General features: G+C 41.9%; 19 protein-coding genes. 5 read left to right on the top strand and 14 right to left on the bottom strand.

Annotated features, from left to right (window positions below):
• The first annotated feature begins 46 nt into the window (after positions 1–46).
• Positions 47–955 carry a LysR family transcriptional regulator gene (locus J8M00_RS22580; RefSeq protein ID WP_211012722.1) on the top strand — a complete coding sequence of 303 codons (909 nt, stop codon included), beginning with the start codon at positions 47–49 and terminating at the stop codon, positions 953–955.
• 55 nt (positions 956–1010) lie between these two features.
• On the opposite strand, the gene ubiA is transcribed toward J8M00_RS22580, so the two are convergent.
• Entirely contained in the window at positions 1011–1874 is an 864-nt protein-coding gene (gene ubiA / locus J8M00_RS22575; RefSeq protein ID WP_211012721.1) for a 4-hydroxybenzoate octaprenyltransferase, read from the bottom strand.
• Positions 1875–2408: a chorismate--pyruvate lyase family protein gene (locus tag J8M00_RS22570; RefSeq protein ID WP_211012720.1), complete on the bottom strand. Its 534-nt coding sequence runs from the start codon at positions 2406–2408 to the stop codon at positions 1875–1877.
• 154 nt (positions 2409–2562) lie between these two features.
• Between J8M00_RS22570 and J8M00_RS22565 the strand changes: the two genes are divergently transcribed.
• Positions 2563–2958, top strand: coding sequence for a flagellar basal body-associated protein FliL (locus J8M00_RS22565; RefSeq protein ID WP_211012719.1), 396 nt, complete (start codon positions 2563–2565; stop codon positions 2956–2958).
• Here J8M00_RS22565 and glpG read toward each other — a convergent pair.
• The 6 genes from glpG to J8M00_RS22535 all read right to left on the bottom strand — a co-directional run bounded on the left by glpG (position 2939) and on the right by J8M00_RS22535 (position 8331).
• Positions 2939–3760, bottom strand: a complete 822-nt coding sequence (glpG, locus tag J8M00_RS22560; RefSeq protein ID WP_211012718.1) for a rhomboid family intramembrane serine protease GlpG — start codon at positions 3758–3760, stop codon at positions 2939–2941. The genes J8M00_RS22565 and glpG overlap by 20 nt on opposite strands.
• Positions 3757–4074, bottom strand: coding sequence for a thiosulfate sulfurtransferase GlpE (glpE, locus tag J8M00_RS22555; RefSeq protein WP_211012717.1), 318 nt, complete (start codon positions 4072–4074; stop codon positions 3757–3759). The genes glpG and glpE overlap by 4 nt, the downstream gene beginning before the upstream one ends.
• A 91-nt stretch (positions 4075–4165) precedes the next feature.
• On the bottom strand, positions 4166–5194 hold the full coding sequence (tdh, locus tag J8M00_RS22550) for an L-threonine 3-dehydrogenase (protein ID WP_211012716.1): 1029 nt from the start codon (positions 5192–5194) through the stop codon (positions 4166–4168).
• A gap of 42 nt (positions 5195–5236) precedes the next feature.
• Positions 5237–6433 carry a glycine C-acetyltransferase gene (locus tag J8M00_RS22545; protein ID WP_023399514.1) on the bottom strand — a complete coding sequence of 399 codons (1197 nt, stop codon included), beginning with the start codon at positions 6431–6433 and terminating at the stop codon, positions 5237–5239.
• Between the two features lie 309 nt (positions 6434–6742).
• On the bottom strand, positions 6743–7291 hold the full coding sequence (gene gmhB / locus J8M00_RS22540; RefSeq protein ID WP_211012715.1) for a D-glycero-beta-D-manno-heptose 1,7-bisphosphate 7-phosphatase: 549 nt from the start codon (positions 7289–7291) through the stop codon (positions 6743–6745).
• A complete protein-coding gene (locus J8M00_RS22535; RefSeq protein WP_211012714.1) occupies positions 7288–8331 on the bottom strand; it encodes a glycosyltransferase family 9 protein in 1044 nt (347 codons plus the stop codon). The genes gmhB and J8M00_RS22535 overlap by 4 nt, the downstream gene beginning before the upstream one ends.
• A gap of 129 nt (positions 8332–8460) precedes the next feature.
• On the opposite strand from J8M00_RS22535, the gene J8M00_RS22530 reads away from it, so the two are divergent.
• Complete coding sequence (locus J8M00_RS22530; RefSeq protein ID WP_211012713.1) at positions 8461–9186, top strand: 3-deoxy-D-manno-octulosonic acid kinase; 726 nt, start codon at positions 8461–8463, stop codon at positions 9184–9186.
• On the opposite strand, the gene hldE is transcribed toward J8M00_RS22530, so the two are convergent.
• The 3 genes from hldE to J8M00_RS22515 form a co-directional block, all read right to left on the bottom strand.
• A complete protein-coding gene (hldE, locus tag J8M00_RS22525; RefSeq protein ID WP_211012712.1) occupies positions 9183–10631 on the bottom strand; it encodes a bifunctional D-glycero-beta-D-manno-heptose-7-phosphate kinase/D-glycero-beta-D-manno-heptose 1-phosphate adenylyltransferase HldE in 1449 nt (482 codons plus the stop codon). The two genes, J8M00_RS22530 and hldE, sit on opposite strands and share 4 nt — an antisense overlap.
• Positions 10628–11221 (bottom strand): D-sedoheptulose-7-phosphate isomerase, encoded by a 594-nt coding sequence (locus J8M00_RS22520; protein WP_211012711.1) that lies wholly within the window; start codon positions 11219–11221, stop codon positions 10628–10630. Before J8M00_RS22520 ends, hldE begins: the two co-directional genes overlap by 4 nt.
• A gap of 62 nt (positions 11222–11283) precedes the next feature.
• Positions 11284–12744 (bottom strand): capsule assembly Wzi family protein, encoded by a 1461-nt coding sequence (locus J8M00_RS22515; RefSeq protein ID WP_211012710.1) that lies wholly within the window; start codon positions 12742–12744, stop codon positions 11284–11286.
• 145 nt (positions 12745–12889) lie between these two features.
• Between J8M00_RS22515 and waaA the strand changes: the two genes are divergently transcribed.
• Both waaA and J8M00_RS22505 read left to right on the top strand, forming a co-directional pair.
• A complete protein-coding gene (gene waaA / locus J8M00_RS22510; RefSeq protein WP_211012709.1) occupies positions 12890–14152 on the top strand; it encodes a lipid IV(A) 3-deoxy-D-manno-octulosonic acid transferase in 1263 nt (420 codons plus the stop codon).
• Positions 14153–14698 (top strand): DUF1415 domain-containing protein, encoded by a 546-nt coding sequence (locus J8M00_RS22505; RefSeq protein ID WP_211012708.1) that lies wholly within the window; start codon positions 14153–14155, stop codon positions 14696–14698.
• Positions 14699–14752: 54 nt separating this feature from the next.
• Here the strand turns inward: J8M00_RS22505 and J8M00_RS22500 are convergent, their stop codons facing one another.
• From J8M00_RS22500 to J8M00_RS22490, 3 genes are read right to left on the bottom strand one after another with little or no spacing between them, the layout of a single operon-like run.
• Positions 14753–15073 carry a YdbL family protein gene (locus tag J8M00_RS22500; protein WP_211012707.1) on the bottom strand — a complete coding sequence of 107 codons (321 nt, stop codon included), beginning with the start codon at positions 15071–15073 and terminating at the stop codon, positions 14753–14755.
• Positions 15074–15084: 11 nt separating this feature from the next.
• Positions 15085–15264: a YnbE family lipoprotein gene (locus tag J8M00_RS22495; RefSeq protein ID WP_023399504.1), complete on the bottom strand. Its 180-nt coding sequence runs from the start codon at positions 15262–15264 to the stop codon at positions 15085–15087.
• Positions 15265–15279: 15 nt separating this feature from the next.
• Positions 15280–17841, bottom strand: coding sequence for a YdbH domain-containing protein (locus J8M00_RS22490; RefSeq protein ID WP_211012706.1), 2562 nt, complete (start codon positions 17839–17841; stop codon positions 15280–15282).
• Between the last annotated feature and the right edge of the window lie 279 nt (positions 17842–18120).

The raw sequence follows: 18120 nt of genomic DNA, 5'->3' as shown, positions 1-18120 counted from the left end.
AATCAACGTCATGATTGCATTTTTGTTGAAATAAAAGGAATTTCAAATGAGATTTGAACAACTTGAGCAATTTGTTGCTCTAGGCAACCTACGTCACTTTAGACAAGCTGCCGAACAAACCCAGATTAGTACATCAGCTTTAACAAGAAGCATACAAACTCTGGAAGATGAAATTGGGTGTGAGCTTGTTAAACGCTCTACACGTTCAGTGAAACTAACAGAACAAGGTGAACTGTTTCTAAATTACTGTAAAGCGACACTAAGCGAGCTAGATGTAACGAAAAATACCATCAAGCAAAGTTTATTCGGTAGAGATCAACAAAAGTTAGTTGTTGGTTATACCGCTAAAGCCAGTGAAATTGTGCCAATGTCATGTGGTCGATTCTTAGCAGATTCACCAAATGTAAAAATTGAGATGCAACTGCTTGATGAGCATGAACTTACGAGAAAGCTTCAGCTAGGTGAGGTCGACATCAGTGTTTACTTATCATCAGCAACGAGTTTAATCAGTGATATTCACTTGCCTGATCAACTTATTCTTTTTGTGTCTAAACAACACCCTCTTGCAAAACAAGAGTGTATTCGTAGAGGTGAATTATCACAGTACCCTATGTATAGCTGCTTCTCTCAATCTAAACAGGTTCAAAGCATGCTAAACGAAGCCGTTGAAGGTTTAAACAAGTCAACTAGTGTTAAAATTGGCAATATAACACAAGTGATTGATGGCTTAAAAAGCAGCCAAAGCTTCGCAATTGCAAGTATTGAGCATTCAAAAACGATTGCACAAGATCCTGAGTTAGCGCTTCTTAAGACTAACAAAGACAATAGTCATGAGCAGCTAGTTATCAATACCAACCACCAGCTTAGTGGCAATAGTCATGTAAATAGCTTATTGCAGTTGATTGAAAAAACAGCCTCTCAATTGCAAGTAAATGGTGCGCCAGTGCATTCTTAATCCTTCTCGATACTCGCGCGCTAATGCCCACACTTTTTACAGTGTGGGCCAAACCTTAACCAAGAAATACACCAACAAACAGCATTAAACCAATATAATTATTGTTTAAAAATGCTTTAAAACACGCTTCTCTCCCTCGGTCAGCTATTTCTCTTTGCAAATAAACCAATCCGAAAGTCGCAATTGTAAACGTCACCCAGTACCATATACCCAGCGAAAAATATAAGCCTGCAACCAACATACATGACATAAAACTAATATTGAGCAGCGCAATAATATGCCTATCCCATTGCCCAAACAAAATTGCGGTTGATTTAATACCAACTTTCAAATCATCATCTCTATCAACCATGGCGTACATGGTGTCATAAGCAACCGTCCATAAAACATTTGCAATAAATAGCAGCCATGCAATCAATGGGACTTCTCCCGTAGCAGCCATAAAAGACATTGGGATCCCCCAACCAAACGCTGCCCCTAGTACAACCTGAGGGAGGTGAGTATATCGTTTCATAAAGGGATATAAAGAGGCCAGTATTACACCGCCAATAGAGAGCACGATGGTTTGCCAATTTAAGGTAAGCACCAATAAAAATGATGCAATTATCAGTACAAAGAAAAGCATTAGCGCTTCTTTTTCTGACACAGCCCCACGTGCTAAAGGCCGTGTTGCTGTCCTTTTTACCGCTCCATCTACTTTTCGATCCGCGTAATCGTTTATAACGCAGCCAGCACTGCGCATTAAAAAAGTGCCTAGGGTAAATACAAAGATATGCAGTAGACTTGGATTGCCATCTGATGCCAGCCACAAACTCCACATCGTAGGCCATAGTAATAAGAACGTACCAATGGGTTTATCAAGTCGCATTAATTGCTTGTATTCGGGGTAGTTTTCAAACCGCAATGTCGCACTTTTCATTTATTCGATCTCGCTGTTAAACATCTCACATACCAGAACTTTAGCAGAGTGATTGGTAAATACACTTCGTCTGGCAAAAACAGGAATGTCCGTTACACCAAAAAGTTGCCACAACTTCAACTGCGCATCCGCGTCTTCAACACAGCCGACTTCCAAATCACCTCTTTGCCATGAAGATTGCTGAAACAGCTTGTCACCTAATGGGTTTTCACCAAGGTTTTTTAGCCCGTACTGGTTCGCTTCAAGCGAAATCCAACTCTGAGCATAAACATGAGGTTTATCATCGCAATATAGCAATACTTCCCTGCATATGGCGGTTTCCATTGCATCGCCAAGTAGTCGACAAATATAAGCAGGAGGCGTTAGATGCTGCTCATTAATCACTTTCACTCTAAAGCTGCTGCTTTGACTCTTGAGTAAAGCGGTCAAAGAGCCTTGTTCCAATAGCCGATCATGTATATTTTCTGGCGCTTTGTCGGCAACTTGCTCAAAGCTGCCCCAATTAAAATCTAAAGAAATAGGATATTTTAACAATTCAATTATTCAATTAAGACTAAACGCAGACATAATAGCAAAGCTTGGCAATGCAAAAAAGTTCACTATTATCTTAATGCTCGCTGTTCATGCTCTACAATTAAGTATAAACTAACGATATTGTTGATATTTAGTTACATATTTTCAGGCGATTATGGTTCGTACTCTTTTACTATTAGTGGCACTTACAATCAGCACAGCAAGCTTTAAACTCAAGGCCGAGTCTAACGTTGGCTACTATGGTTTCGAGCCAGATATCATCACGAACTATATTGGCCAATCCAACAAAAAATTGGGTTATGTTCGAGTAACCATAGATCTTATGCTAGATGATATCGCCAATATTGCGGTAGTCGAGCACCACACTCCATTATTGAGGGATGCCATCGTGCAGATCCTTAGTAAAGAGCCAGAAGAAACCATTAAATCTTTAACCGGCAGAGAGGAGATCAGACAACGCTGTGCAGCAAAGCTGAAATCCTTACTAAAAGATGAAACTGGACAGGAGATCGTGAGAGAGGTCTTATTTACTAAGTACCTTTACCACTAAGACGTTGGGCTAAAACTGCGAGGCTCATCCCCGATAATAGACCAAATAGGTGGGCCCAGTTTGCCATACTGATAAATAATACATCTGCAAACCCCAAAATCATCCATAACAACATGAAACCTATAATTGGAGTTGATAATATGGGTTGTTGGTCTTTGTTCAATTGGGACAATACCCAACAAAATCCCATTTGTGCATAAACCACTCCACTCAAACCACCAAAGTTTTCATCAACCAATAAGAACTGCGCCCAATTACTCAATAATGCACTGACCGTAAAAACAGTGATTAAAATAACAAAGTCAGTTCTTTGTACAATTTGATTACCCAAATATAGCCACCAACTAAGATTGAATAGCAAGTGTATTGCACCAAAATGCATAAAGGTTGGCGTGATCCAGCTCAAAGGAAGATTAGTATCGAATTTGAGCGCATTAAATACCTCTGCGGGCGTAAAATAATAGTAACTGCCATAAACAAGCAGTGAAATTATAACAATGCTCTGAATAAACCAGTTTAAGTGAAAAAAACGCTGCAATAAATTTAGCTTAGCACTGTGATACTGCAAGCCACTATCTGTCGCACCAACTTGCCAAGACGCCTTGCTATATTTCTCATGGTACGGATTTGCCAGAAACTCCTGCCACACTGTATCCGCTCTTTGCCAATCGCGGTCATTGACCCATACAGATACATTTCGTCCATCTTCACTATGTAGCTGACTGTCTATCCCTAGTGTTTTCAGATAATCAACGGCTCCTTGAACCGCTCTAGGGTCTGAGAAGGAGCCTAGCAGTTTCATTTTTCGATGTGGTTAGGAAGCGCTTGCTCCCATTGAGTGAAACCACCATCCATGCTGTACACCTCTTCAAAACCTTGCTCAACTAAGTAGTTTGCAGCATTTTGAGAGCTGATACCGTGATAACAAACGATAATAATTGGTTGTTCAAATTCTTTTTCCTGCATGAAGCGCACTAAATTTTCATTGGACAAGTGCTCTGAACCAGGTATATGACCCGCAGAAAATGAATTTGGGTCGCGTATATCCGCAACAACAACCTCTTCTCGTGACATCAATTCTTGTGTTTGTTCAACACTAATATGTTTAAAAGACATTTCTCTCTCATTAAAAAAACGGCTTCTCAAGCATCTATACCTAGCAATGGGCACACACTCAAAAAGCCGCTGATTATACTTCAGACGTAAGTTACTTAGTCCAGTCTAGGATAACCTTGCCTGACTGGCCCGAAATCATTGTATCAAAGCCTTGCTGGAAATCATCCACATTAAATTCATGGGTAATAATTGGCTCTAGGTTCAATCCAGATTGAATTAGGCTTGCCATTTTATACCAAGTCTCAAACATCTCTCGTCCATAGATCCCTTTGATTACAAGACCTTTAAAGATGACTTGATTCCAATCAACAGCCATATCACTAGGAGGAATGCCTAGCATTGCAATTTTACCACCATGATTCATGTTGTTCAGCATGCTGTTAAAGGCCACTGGCACACCAGACATCTCTAAACCAACATCAAACCCTTCCGTCATACCAAGTTCTTGCATAACATCTTCTAGGCTTTCATTTGCTACATTAACCGCTTTTGTAGCACCCATCTTACGTGCCAGATCTAGGCGATATTCATTAACATCGGTGATAACAACATGACGAGCCCCAACATGTTTAGCAACTGCTGCCGCCATAATGCCAATTGGGCCAGCACCTGTTATCAGCACATCTTCGCCGACTAAGTCAAAAGACAAAGCCGTATGAACTGCATTGCCAAATGGGTCAAAAATAGATGCCAGTTCGTCTGAAATATTGTCCGGGATCTTAAATGCATTATAAGCTGGGATCACAAGGTACTCTGCAAAGGAGCCTTCTCTGTTCACACCTACGCCAATTGTGTTGCGGCACAGATGAACGCGACCAGCGCGACAGTTGCGACAATGCCCACATGTGATATGACCTTCGCCTGAGACGCGATCACCGACTTCAAAACCACGGACTTCCTGACCCATATCCACAATTTCCCCAACATATTCATGGCCCACCACCATAGGAGTTGGAATTGTGTTTTGTGACCATTCGTCCCATTTATAAATATGAACATCGGTACCACAAATCGCGGTTTTACGGATCTTGATCAATAAGTCATTGTGCCCCATTTCAGGTTTAGGCACATCTGTCATCCAGATCCCTTCCTCGGCTTTCAACTTGGATAATGCTTTCATAATATTCACTCGTTAGAAAGTAGGTGCAAACGCACCTAGCAATTAAATCACACCTAAATCTTTACCAATGCGGATAAACGCAGCAATGGCCTTGTCTAACTGCTCTTTAGTGTGCGCTGCTGAGATTTGCGTACGAATACGAGCTTGGCCTTTAGGTACCACAGGGAATGAGAACCCAATCACATAAATGCCTTCTGCCAACAAGCGATCGGACATTTCAGCTGCCATTTTTGCATCACCTAACATCACAGGAATGATTGCGTGGTCTTTACCTGCACACGTAAAACCAGCGGCTTCCATCTCAGTACGGAAGTGCGCCGCATTTTCCCAAAGTTGGTCGCGCAGTGCTTTACCATCTTTAAGCATGTCGAGTACTTTAATAGACGCTGTCACGATTGAAGGCGCCAAGGAGTTTGAGAATAGATATGGACGAGAACGTTGGCGTAACCATTCAACAATCTCTTTTTTACCTGAAGTATAACCACCTGAAGCACCACCAAGCGCTTTACCAAGCGTACCAGTAATAATATCTACTCGATCCATTACTCCGCAGTACTCAGGCGTACCTGCACCATTTTCACCGACAAAGCCAACGGCGTGAGAATCATCGACCATTACTAACGCATCATATTTGTCTGCCAGATCACAAACCGCTGCTAAATTACAGATCACACCGTCCATTGAGAAAACGCCATCTGTTGCGATAAGTTTCGTTTTTGCGCCCGCTTCAGTCGCTGCGATCAGCTGCTTCTCTAAGTCAGCCATATCATTGTTTGCATAGCGGAAACGTTTTGCTTTACATAGACGAACGCCATCAATGATTGACGCGTGATTCAATGAATCCGAGATAATCGCATCTTCTGGACCTAAAATAGTTTCAAATAGACCAGCGTTCGCATCGAAACATGATGAGTAAAGAATCGTATCTTCTGTTTTCAAAAACTCGCTAATTTTTTCTTCTAGCGTCTTATGAATATCCTGTGTACCACAAATAAAGCGTACAGATGCAACACCAAAGCCATGATCTGACAACCCTTGTTGTGCAGCAGCGATCAAATCTGGGTGATTGGCTAAACCTAGGTAGTTATTTGCACAAAAGTTAATTACGCTTTCACCCGTTGAAACAGCAATTTCAGCTTGCTGTTGTGATGTGATAATACGTTCTTTTTTATATAAGCCTTCAGCTTTAACTTCTTCTATTTGTTGTTGAAGTTGGCTGTAGAATGCCGCTGATCTCATGTAGAGTCTCCATTGGTTGCACGGAGTGTGTATACCTAACTTGATTACTGAGGTGAACACACGACTTTAATGATTCAAAGAATGCGTTGTGATTGCACAATATAAATCACTTTCTTCGACTCGTTAGACGCTAAAGCTCAGATTAAATCAATAAAAAGGATACACACCAAATGAAAAGTCATACTCAAGCCAATTACCCACTTGTTGTATGAATGAGTTAAATTACTTGAGTATATTTTAAAAGGTTCGCAAGCGAATTGCACGAATTGTGATTATCTTGTTTTACCTTCGCGTAAAGCTGACTGGTCGTTACACCAATTTTTCTGGTACTTCAGCTAAAGAACCACATACCAAATCGGCATGGGACTTGTCCTCATCGCTCAGAACTTGCCCTGAACATACTAATATTTTCGTTGTCACTCCGGCAGCTTCTGCAGCCTGCATATCAGACACTTTATCTCCGACCATGATGCTCTGCTCAGGGTCAATATTATGCTCTTCAATGGCTTGCAATATCATACCCGGCTTTGGCTTTCTGCAATCACAGTCCAATAAATATTGAGGCAGCGCCTTTTTGGGATGATGTGGGCAGAAGTAAACGCCCGAAATATTGATACCATGTGATGAAAATTGTTGGCACATCCAGTCACTTAACTTTTGAAATTGCGTTTCATCATAGTAGCCACGACCGATACCAGATTGATTTGTGACCACAACAATTTTAAAGCCTTCGTCTGAAAAATATTTACAAGCTTCAAATACGCCGTCGATAAATTCAAACTCTTCGATGGCATGCACATAGGCATGATCGTGATTAATAACGCCATCCCTATCTAGAAATACTGCTTTAGACTTCATAGTTTCTCTTGCTCAACAACTTTATCAAACATCGCTTTAACTTCATCAACGCCAATTTGCGCCATCAGCTCTGCACCCTTAATTCGAGTTCCCCAAGGTAATTCATTGGCTGGTTTACCCTTTTGAGCGAGGATATTTTTATGATAGACCTCAACGACATAATCTTGAAATAAATACGGACCGGTACGCTTCGGATTTGAATGTGCGTATAAGCCTATAACAGGCGTACCAACCGTTACAGCCATGTGCGCAGGCCCGGTATCTGGTGCAAGTACAAGCTTCGCTTGCTTAAGCACGCACAGTAATGTTTTTAGCTGCGTTTGCCCAACTAAGTTCAAAATTTTACAGTTAGCATGCTCTACAATTGAACTACTCAAATTACGTTCAAGCTCAGTAGGGCCGCCGGTGAGCACAATATCAAAGCCTTGCTCTGCCGCGTAGTCTGCCAATGCGGCATAGCGCTCAGGCAACCAATTACGTTCTTTTTTACTTGCCGCAGGGGAAATAACCAAAATGCGCTTCAAACCGCTTAAAAGAACTTCGGCTTGCTGCTCATCTTCTTCTGTATAAGGCATTTCCCAACATGGACTTTCCTGTTTGGCACCAATGGCTTGTGCAAATTGCTGGAAACCTTCGAGAACATGAGGCTCCGTTTGTTTCGCTATTCGCTGATTAACAAACAGCGAATGTAGCTCTTTAGCACGCGCATTATCAAAGCCGATTTTGACTTTGGCAGGAATAAACAAGGCCGCTAAATTGGCACGAAAAGCCACTTGCATATGTAGCAACACGTCAAACTTAGTACCTTTAAATTGCGCTTTGAGATCTTTAAATGCGGCTTTGCCGCGTTTTTTATCAAACACCACAAACTCAACACCGGGTAAGTCAGCCAGTAACATAGCCTCTACTTTACCAATCACCCAAGTGATCTTGGCTTGTGGATGTGCACGTTGAATAGCTTGAACAGCCGCCACGGCATGACATACATCGCCAATGGCCGATAACCTTAGTATACAAATAGAAGCAATTGATTTAGACACTCAGTCCCACCTAATCTGTTTATGAACGCACGATCTTAAATTAATCACTTCGATTTGCAACACTTGTGCATTTCACTCAAGAGAAAAAGTCGTTAAACTTGCCTCACTTTATTTCAGTGCAAGCCGATTATGCTTAAAATAGAACACACCAATAACAGCTACATTTTACAGCCTCAAGACTGTGCAATGAAGATTACACATAATTGGTTTAGGGTGGAATATTGGCGTCAAAAAGAAGCCATTATTACAAGCAAACAAGGCCGTGCACCGGCATGGTTTATCGAATACCAAGAAAACCAAATTGGCGTTCTCAAGCACTACTGGCGAGGCGGATTAATTGGCAGGGTGCTGAGCGATCAATATCTGTTTGTAGGACTGACACACACTCGCGTATATAAAGAGTTTAAATTACTCACTGAACTCAAAACGTTAAATCTACCTGTACCAGCCCCCATAGCTGCATATGTGGAAACACACTTTGGTATTTATCGAGCTGACATTTTAACGGAGGCCATTTCAGGTGCCAAAAGTCTATGCGAAGTCCTTCGACAACGCGTGGCAGATAATGTCGAATTACAAGCTGTTGGACGCACCATAGCTGAATTCCACAACAACGGTGTTTATCACGATGATCTCAACATCAACAACGTCCTTTTTGACAAACAAGGGGTCGTGCATCTAATTGATTTTGATAAAGGTGATATTCGTGAGCAAGAAACAACTTGGCAACAGGCGAACATAGACAGGCTTGAGCGATCTTTTAAAAAAGAAGCCAGCAAATGGCCAGCTTTCTTTTTTGAAAAAAGACATTGGCAAACATTACACAACGCCTATAAAGCACATCTAAACAGTTAACTTTTACTTAGTTGTGCTTTTTTAATTACATTCGAGGTTGAGCAACCATCCAAAAAAGACAGGACCTCAACCTGGCCCCCTTGTGCTAAAACATGCTCAGCACCGGCAATTTCCTCGACTTTATAATCGCCACCTTTTACTAAGATGTCTGGGCTAATTGTTGCGATTAAATTAGCTGGCGTATCGCCTTCTTTTTCTTTGCCAAATGGGATCACCCAATCAACAGAAGCCAGAGCAGAAATAACCATAGCGCGTTCGTTCAGTGGGTTGATCGGCCTCTCAGGACCTTTTAGACGTGATATTGATTCATCATTATTCAGCCCAACGACAAGCTTGTCTCCCATCGCTTTTGCTTGTGCCAAATAGCGAACATGCCCTGCATGTAAAATATCAAAACACCCATTGGTAAACACGATTTTTTCACCATTTTGCTTAGCAAAAGAAATGTGCTGCAATACGTCTTCGAAAGGCGCTTGATAATGCTCACCTGTTTCTCTGAGGTACTGACTTAGTTTTGCACTCAACTCTTCAGGTGAAACAGTTGCAGCGCCAAGTTTGCCGACGACGATACCCGCAGCTAAATTTGCCATCTCCACTGCGTCTTTGGCATTCAATCCTGCGCCTAACATTGTCGTCAAGGTCGCAATCACTGTATCGCCAGCGCCAGTGACATCACTCACCTCTAAAACTTGCGCAGCAAAATCATGTTTTTCATTTTCAGAAATGAGCGACATCCCCTGCTCAGAACGTGTTAGCAGCATAGCGCCTATGCCAGCTTCAGCAATCAGCTTTCTGGCACTCTCCGTTAATGTCGTTTCAGAGCTAACATCACCACCAGCTAACTTAAATTCATTCAAGTTAGGGGTGATAAAATCGGCACCTCGGTAAACTGACAGATCACTGAGTTTAGGATCAACTAACACTGTTTTACCTGCTCGTTTAGCAATCTCAATCATCTCTTGGATATTTGCAAGTGCGCCTTTATTGTAATCAGAAAAGAGTACAAAGTCATAGCTATCAATGACTTGCTTTAACTGTGCTACCAGTAAAGCACTATGCTCTGGCTGAAACTGCTCTTCCATATCTAGTCTGACGACCTGCTGATGACGACTGATCACTCGCATTTTAGCGATAGTTGGCAAAGTCTCTACAGCTACGAGCTGAGATTCAATGTTGTCATTTTCTAAAATAGTGCGCAGTTTGTGTCCGTTATCATCTTGACCAATTAGGCCCAACAATCCCACTTTGCCATCTAGATGCGCAATATTCTTCGCTACATTGGCTGCCCCACCAGCTTTATCTTCTAGGCTACTTACCTTTACAACTGGAACTGGTGCTTCAGGAGAGATCCTGCCAGTATCACCATGCCAGTAGCGATCGAGCATCACATCACCCACAACGAGAATGCTGGCGTTGTGCAGGTTTTGTAAAGCAGCTAGTTTCATAGGCTTTGCTCCGCAATTAGAAAGTCGACCGCTTCACATAGCCAGTGGCCAATAAACATGTGGGCTTCTTGAATACGCGCGGTTTCATCAAAATCGATGATGATTGGTAATGTAGCGATGTCTTTTACATCACCACCTTTTCTACCTGTCAACGCCACGGTATAGGCACCTATTTCATTTGCAGCAGTTAGTGCTAAATTAATATTTTCACTGGTGCCTGAAGTCGTCAGTCCTATCACCAAATCTTCCGGTTTGCACAAAGCCTGAACTTGCCTTTCAAAAACGGTGTTGAAGTGATAGTCATTGCTATGTGCGGTTAAAATTGACGTATCTGTTGTTAACGCGATTGAGGCCAAAGGTCCACGCTCTAATTTATAGCGAACTACAAATTCAGCAGCTAAATGCTGCGCATCTGCCGCGCTTCCACCGTTACCAAACCAAATAACCTTGCCACCAGCGGCGAGCGTTTTTTGACACGCTTTTAAAAGCTCAATTGATTCTTTATGGTAATTTGCCATATTAGCAAATAACGCCATATGGCGCTCCAAGCTATCTAAATAGCTATTCGCAATCTGTTCATTGACTGACATAGTGAACCTTAAATTTTTTACAAGCCCAAATATTGTGCTAATTCTTAATACTTACCCGTGTCTTACCAGTATACATTGACTGAAAGCCAAGTGTAGTTTTCTCCGTATACATCTTTTCCAACAGTCAGGCTTGTTTCCAATTGATAACCATCTATTTTTCTCGAGTTTGACAGTTTGATTTCGTGCATATCCTCATAGGTATCACTCACACCACCTAACTCATTCGCGTAACCGCTTTTGTTTTTCACACTCGTCAGCTTCACGTTCCACATAGAGTCTAAGCTCTCTGTATAAGTTACCTCAAGTACGTTATTGGTAGTGGGTACGCCATCATTAAATGTTCTATTGTTTGCCGCAAAGTGCCCGATAACAAAGTTATCGATACTATTACCTGTTTTTGCGTAGATTTTATTTACATACCACAAGCTATGCAGGTTAGTATGTTCAAACCTGACGGCTATATCTTTGGTTACATTCGGAAGATGAACACCAAAGCTCGTGACATTGTTACCAAACAAGTAATTCTTATGTTCTCGAGTATCCTCACCACCATGCTCTAGATACCACTCAGCGGTTGTCCACCAGTTAGTTTTGAATACGGTCGTCACACTTGCCCATTGATCTCCAAGCTCTGCGTCTTGGCTACCTGTTTTACCGCTGTTATCATTTCCAGCAGGATCAAAATAGGCTTTAACTACATCTTTGAAATCAACCTTTCTCGGGCCACCACCAAATTGCATGATACGGTTAATACCAATTTTCCAATTCTGCAATGGTTCAAAGTTGAGTTGTGTACCCGCGAGACGCGGAGTGCCATCATGTAATGTATTCTGGTACATAATGCCATCTTCAACATGCTCTAGCTCCGAATAAAAAACTTCAAAATCGAAATTCCACCAGTTTTTTAGAGGTGAATTTAGTCCCAAAGAAGCGGATAAAGGTGCTTTCGCATTGGTAGAATAAATAGTTGCGGAGTGCTTAAATGGAGAAAACCAGTGCTCTTTATAACCTAAATTTAATTGCAAATTTTCTCCGCCTAGTGCGTAGAAGGTATTATATGGCACCAATTTACCAGACTCTACTCGATATTCTGCGCCCAATTGCACCAATGAGTTTTTGCTGCCTCGATAGATCCCCCCCAAAGACAGCTCTGCATATTCACCCGAGTAATTTCCACGATCATTCGCAAGCTTTTGCTCTTCTCCGGAATCTACACGTAATTTAATACCTCGACGCGTGATGGCATCTTGTTGCAAATACGGTGCAATACGCGCTCGAATACTGGCTTGTAAAGCTGGGTCTATGTTGCCAAGTTTGACTATGTGCTTATTAATCTCAGTAATGCGATAAGGTTTGCTCATCGGTGTTACTGCCGTTAATGCAAACATTTTATCTACTTGATACTCTAAGATTTTATCTTTGCCGATAGGAAGAAAAGCGGTCGGCATCGCGTACACCAAAGAAGAGCTTAAAAACAGTATCAAAGTAACAGCAGACAACAACTTTTTATAAATTGACAACATTTTATTTCTTTCAAATACAAACAGGGGCGAGCATACTAGCAAATTAAGGGCTTTTGAGCACGCCCAGATATGTGTAAAATTGTTATAGTAATTTTCATCCAATCACAAACGCGTTAAACTGCCCTTTTATTTGTACCCTGATGCCATGACTCGATTTATATACTCCACCATGCTGCTGCTGCTTGCGCCACTCATTTCGATTTACTTGTATCAGATCAGAGGGAAGAAAAACCCCGGCTATAGACGCCATTTTAGCGAAAGGTTTGGACAGGTAGATACCAACATTCCCGAGGGGGCTATTGTTGTCCATTGTGCATCTGTGGGTGAGGTACTCGCAGCCGCCCCTTTAATAAAAAAAATGCAAACTCGCTACCCATCACATCCGCTAGTGATCACATGCAACACACCAACTGGCCGAGCGGAAGTACTAAAGCAATTTAAGGGTTCAGTATATACTTGTTACCTGCCAATAGATTTTGCGTTTTCAACTCGTCGATTTATCAAACGTTTAAAACCTAAGCTAGTCGTCGTATTAGAAACTGAGCTATGGCCAAACCTCTTTCATTACGCCAATCAGCATTGCTGTCCCGTTGCCGTGGTCAATGCCCGTTTGTCTGAGAAATCGTTTCGCGGCTATCAAAAATTCTCGGCAATAAGCCGTAATATCATGAAGAATATTAAAATACTCGCTAGTCACAATGAAGAGGATGCAAGCCGGTTCATTGCATTGGGGCTGGAAGAAAGTAGAGTGATTACAACTGGGTCAATTAAGTTTGATGTCACCCTTAGCGAAAATGATATATCCAAATTGAGTGACATCAAATCTCAGCTTGGCGATCGGCCGATATGGATAGCGGGGTCGACTCACCCAGGTGAGCATGAGCAAATTATCGCAGTACATCAAAGTTTATTGACCACAATACCTTCATTGCTGTTGATCATAGCTCCGCGTCATCCCGAACAATTTGACTCGGTTGCAAACTTATTGCGTGACGCTAACCTAAAGTTCAGCCGTCGCAGTTTATCATTTGAAAATAACAGCGAAGTACTATTAGCAGATACCTTAGGCGAGCTTAAATTTTTATATGGCTGCGCGGACATTGCCTTTGTGGGCGGTAGCTTGATCGAAAGAGGGGGGCACAACCCACTGGAAGCCGCTGCAAGTTCTGTGGGTGTATTAAGTGGACCAAGTACTTACAACTTTTCTCATATATACCCGCAACTGAGAGCAATGCACGGAGCTATAATATGCTTGGATAAAGCCGAACTAACTGCGCAATTGAATACGCTCTTAAGCAGTTCAAATACCGCTCACAAGCTGGGACAAAATGCGCATGCCTGCTTGGCAAAAAATCAAGGCGCGATTAATCGCACGCTCAATATTATCGATTCACTGTTGGAGCAGTAAATGAGTGAACATATCATCAATACGATGAAGAGCTGGGTCAGTAAGGTCATTGTAAAATATAACTTTTGCCCATTTGCCAGAAAAGAAGTAGAGCAAAACGCTATCTACTACCACATCAGTAGTGCTATCAGTCACGATGACGCAGTCATGGACATGCTAGAACAGTGCTTTGAGTTGAATCAGAATCCAAAACGAGAAACCACTTTAATGAGCTTTTCAGAAGGCTTCGTTGATTTCGGGGATTTTCTAGATTTAGTCGATTTAGCAAATGTTATGCTTAGCGCACAAGGTTTTGAAGGAACATATCAAATTGCGACCTTCCACCCCGACTACGTTTTTGCAGACAGTGATGAGGCGGATCCAGCCAATTACACCAATCGCGCCCCCTTCCCTACCCTCCATCTGATCAGAGAAAGTAGCATGGCAGCAGCTCTGGAAGAATATGATGACCCAGAATCTATCCCAGACAATAACATTCGCCTAGCAAGGCGAAAAGGTGAAGCTTTTTGGCAACAGCTACTCGCCAGCTGCACGCATCATAAATAGCCATTTCATTGCGGGCTTGCAGCGCAACTTAACGCAGCAAGCCAACAGATATGTTTACTTTTTAACCCACTTTCCATTCACTTGAATAAAGTGACCTGCAGACGTTTTTTTATAGGTTTTTTCCGCAGCAAGCTTTTCTACTTGCGATAAACTGATGCCATTTTTCTTGGCCAATTGCTGGTATTTGGCTTTGCGCTTTTTGTTGATATCCGCAACGAGTTTTTTCACATCTCCTGAGCCTTTAATGACACCTAAATACCCAGCTGCGTTTTCACCAACCATACCTTGTGATTTGGCTTCATTGATTGATAAAGCCATCACAGAAAAGCTCATACATGCCGCTGCGATTGTGGTCAAAATAATTTTTGCTTTCATGTTCTCGCTCCTTAGAATAATTCACTGTCATCACTAAACAAGTCGTCTAGCTCTTTGTCTACTTTCACACGGATTTCGTGGTCAACTTTTACATTTAAATTGATGGTGATAGGTTCTTTGGTCTCAACTTGTACTTTATGAGTACAAGCTGAAGTGACTAAAACCAGCATCAAAGTTAGCATCCATTTCATGCCTTCTTGCTCCTGTTAGTTTAATGCTTTTTCAACTTCATTGGTGATCTCATCGCTTAGGCGCAATGCTCTAAACAACTGAAAAATATTTTCTTTATGCGTGTAATTAAAGTTAATTGGCTGAGGTTCAGCCTGCTGTTCATTGACACCCGTAATTTGCACAGCTAGGTCTAACCACCCATCTGATGACATATTCACGTCACTTGATAACTTTTCAATATTGAGCCTTTCCAACATACCAAATGCCGTTTCCAGACTCGGTTGTTGTGCTTTCAGCGCTTCGACAGACTCATTATTTTCAATACTCAATAACCCGATATCAATATTATTGAGCTTGCCACCGTTAATTTCGAATAGCCCGCCTACTACCGCAACTGGAAGCTGGCCGTGCACTCGACCACTAAGCTCTACACCAGCGTTTTTAGCTGCATTTGCTATCACAGCAAGGTCCCAATTATTGGCCTCTACTAAAAAGCTCTGATCTTGGTTGGTAAGCTTAATCTGCTTTGTAAAAAGTTGGCCATCAAAGATATTCGCGCTGATATTACTCAGCATCGGATCCCCTTCAGAGGAAGACAAAATCGCTTTGAAATTTTCTAACACAGCACCTGAGCGGACTTCTCTAATATCTATTTGGGAATCTTCGAAAGCGATCTTACCTGCATTAATTTTCCCCGCAACAGGTATGTTTAAACCGCTTAAGTAGTGTGAGTCATATAAGATCCCCCCTTCTTCAAGGGCAGCATTAAACGTAAACGATTGTTCGTTTACATCACCTTGCAACGTCGCGGAGATCGTGCCTTCGCTAAGCTGCAGCTTTGGCTCAAACTGCGTCAGTATCGGCTTCAGTGTCAGAAAGCTCTGTTCGGGAACCATCACGGTCAAATGATGTAACTGTTGATCAACTTGTTGCTTAACCAGCATTTCAAAATCATCTAGGTGTAACACATGCTCAAGAGAGGTCTGCTCTGCTAATAAACCGGCCGATGTTAAAACAACCTGCCTAAAAGAAAGCTGAGGCGTCGCAACTAAGCCAAGGTGCGTCTCTCCATCCACCTCTGCGTTCACTTTATTATCTTTAAATTCACCATTCAATGTTAGGGTATGAGTGACATCTTTGCCTCTTACCTCTGCTTTTTTAAAAGAACCAACCTGAAACTCAAGCTGACCTGTGAATTGCTTATCTTCATCAAAACTCACTGCACTGTTTAGCAAAACATGCTTACCTGATACATCCTGAACCTGATATCGCTCGGCACTAAATTGTGTTTTAAATACATCTACTTGCAGTGCTTGTAGAATGCCATCTGCCAACTGTTTCATGTCAACATTGACATGAGTTGTTAAGTTCAGCTCTGTATTGTCCAGTTGAGCCTGTGAGTTAGCTATCTTACCCATCGACGATTGCGTTGCTAAATCAAAACTGACAGTTTGCCCAACCTCGCCTTTTAGCACGTAATCACCTTGGCTAACAAAATCTTGAACCTTCAAGTCTTGGGGTAACCGTACCTCTTCGCTGCTGAGTAACCAATCCCCCTCAAGAGATAAAGTTTTATTTCGTATTCCCAATTTTGACTGAAGTTCAAGCCAGCCAAGCTGTGGATTGTGATGGCTTAGCTGAATATCTGTTTGCACAACTTGCTCACCCACATCAAGTGATAAATTTTTCAAATTTATGGCTGTTGCGCCATTGTTATCTTCAAGAGTTAGCGCTGGTATTTCAGCACTATTGGAAGATATATTGAGCGGCTTGGGCAGCACAACACGCCAACTTGTGCTTAGCAAGCCTATAGGAGCACTCTGCTGGTAGCGTTGTAGTTTGTCACAGGCGAGAGCATCAAGCTTAATATCGAGTGATGATAAGTCTGCGCCCCCACTTCGCGCGTTTAAATCCCAACTACCAGATAACCCCCCTACAACCCTAGCTGTAATATCACACTCGTCTAGGGTTCGATCTAAGATACTTGCATCTAAGCTCACCGATGTATCGGCTTGTATACCATCAAATGTGGCCGATAGTTGCCCTGCTAACGCCTTTAATTGCGACGGCAAGTAAGGTTTAATCCCTTGGCTTTGAAGATCAGCATTCAAATTTACTTTATCGTTATAAACTAAGACCTGCGCCAATATATCCCCATTCAGTGTGAAGCTATTAAGTTCCGCTTCATGAACTGACACAGACAAGGGTTGGCGTAATACAGGGGACTCTAAATGCAGCTTTTTTATCGAGACAAGTGGTCTATCTGCTATTAATGGCAATGAAAGCGGCGTCATTACTGCCGGGGTAGAGCCCGATACAATCGGCTTATGCTTAACCTTCAAATGCGCTATTTCAACCGATTTAGTCGTAACCGTTATATTTTCACCATATACATCCGCTTGTTCATTAGAAAAGCAAACCTTGCTAATGTGAATTTCAGTGAAACCAACAGGAGACCACGCCAAACAACTCATTCGGCCTTGCTCTTGAGTGAGAAAATGATTTGCAACCGCAATGCTAAGTGGCGTTCGGAATATAAAAAGCGTGGCTAGCAACAGGCAAAAGCTTATCACGGCATATAACAAATAACGGCGCATTAGTTCCTAACTATTTTGCAATCTGAACAACTAGTTTAAGTCATCATACACACAATGTAATGTAGAAGAGCGTAAGAAGTTGTAAAATGGGCTAAAACGCATATAAAACAAACAGGTACTAACTAAATTATAGCCTAGAAAATGCTGATAGGTACATCGACTCCCATTAAAGCTTCGTCACTGCATACACATTCCAGGCCTAGTAAATTAACCCCGTACACACTTAACAATTTTACTGCCAATAAATAAGAATTTGGTTTGCTCCAAAAACAAAAAAGG

The sequence above is a fragment of the Pseudoalteromonas luteoviolacea genome (genome assembly GCF_018100925.1).
GTDB classification, from domain to species: Bacteria; Pseudomonadota; Gammaproteobacteria; order Enterobacterales; family Alteromonadaceae; genus Pseudoalteromonas; species Pseudoalteromonas obscura.
The sequence above is the reverse complement of the archived record's forward strand: the minus strand, read 5'-3'. Positions and strand labels throughout refer to the sequence as shown.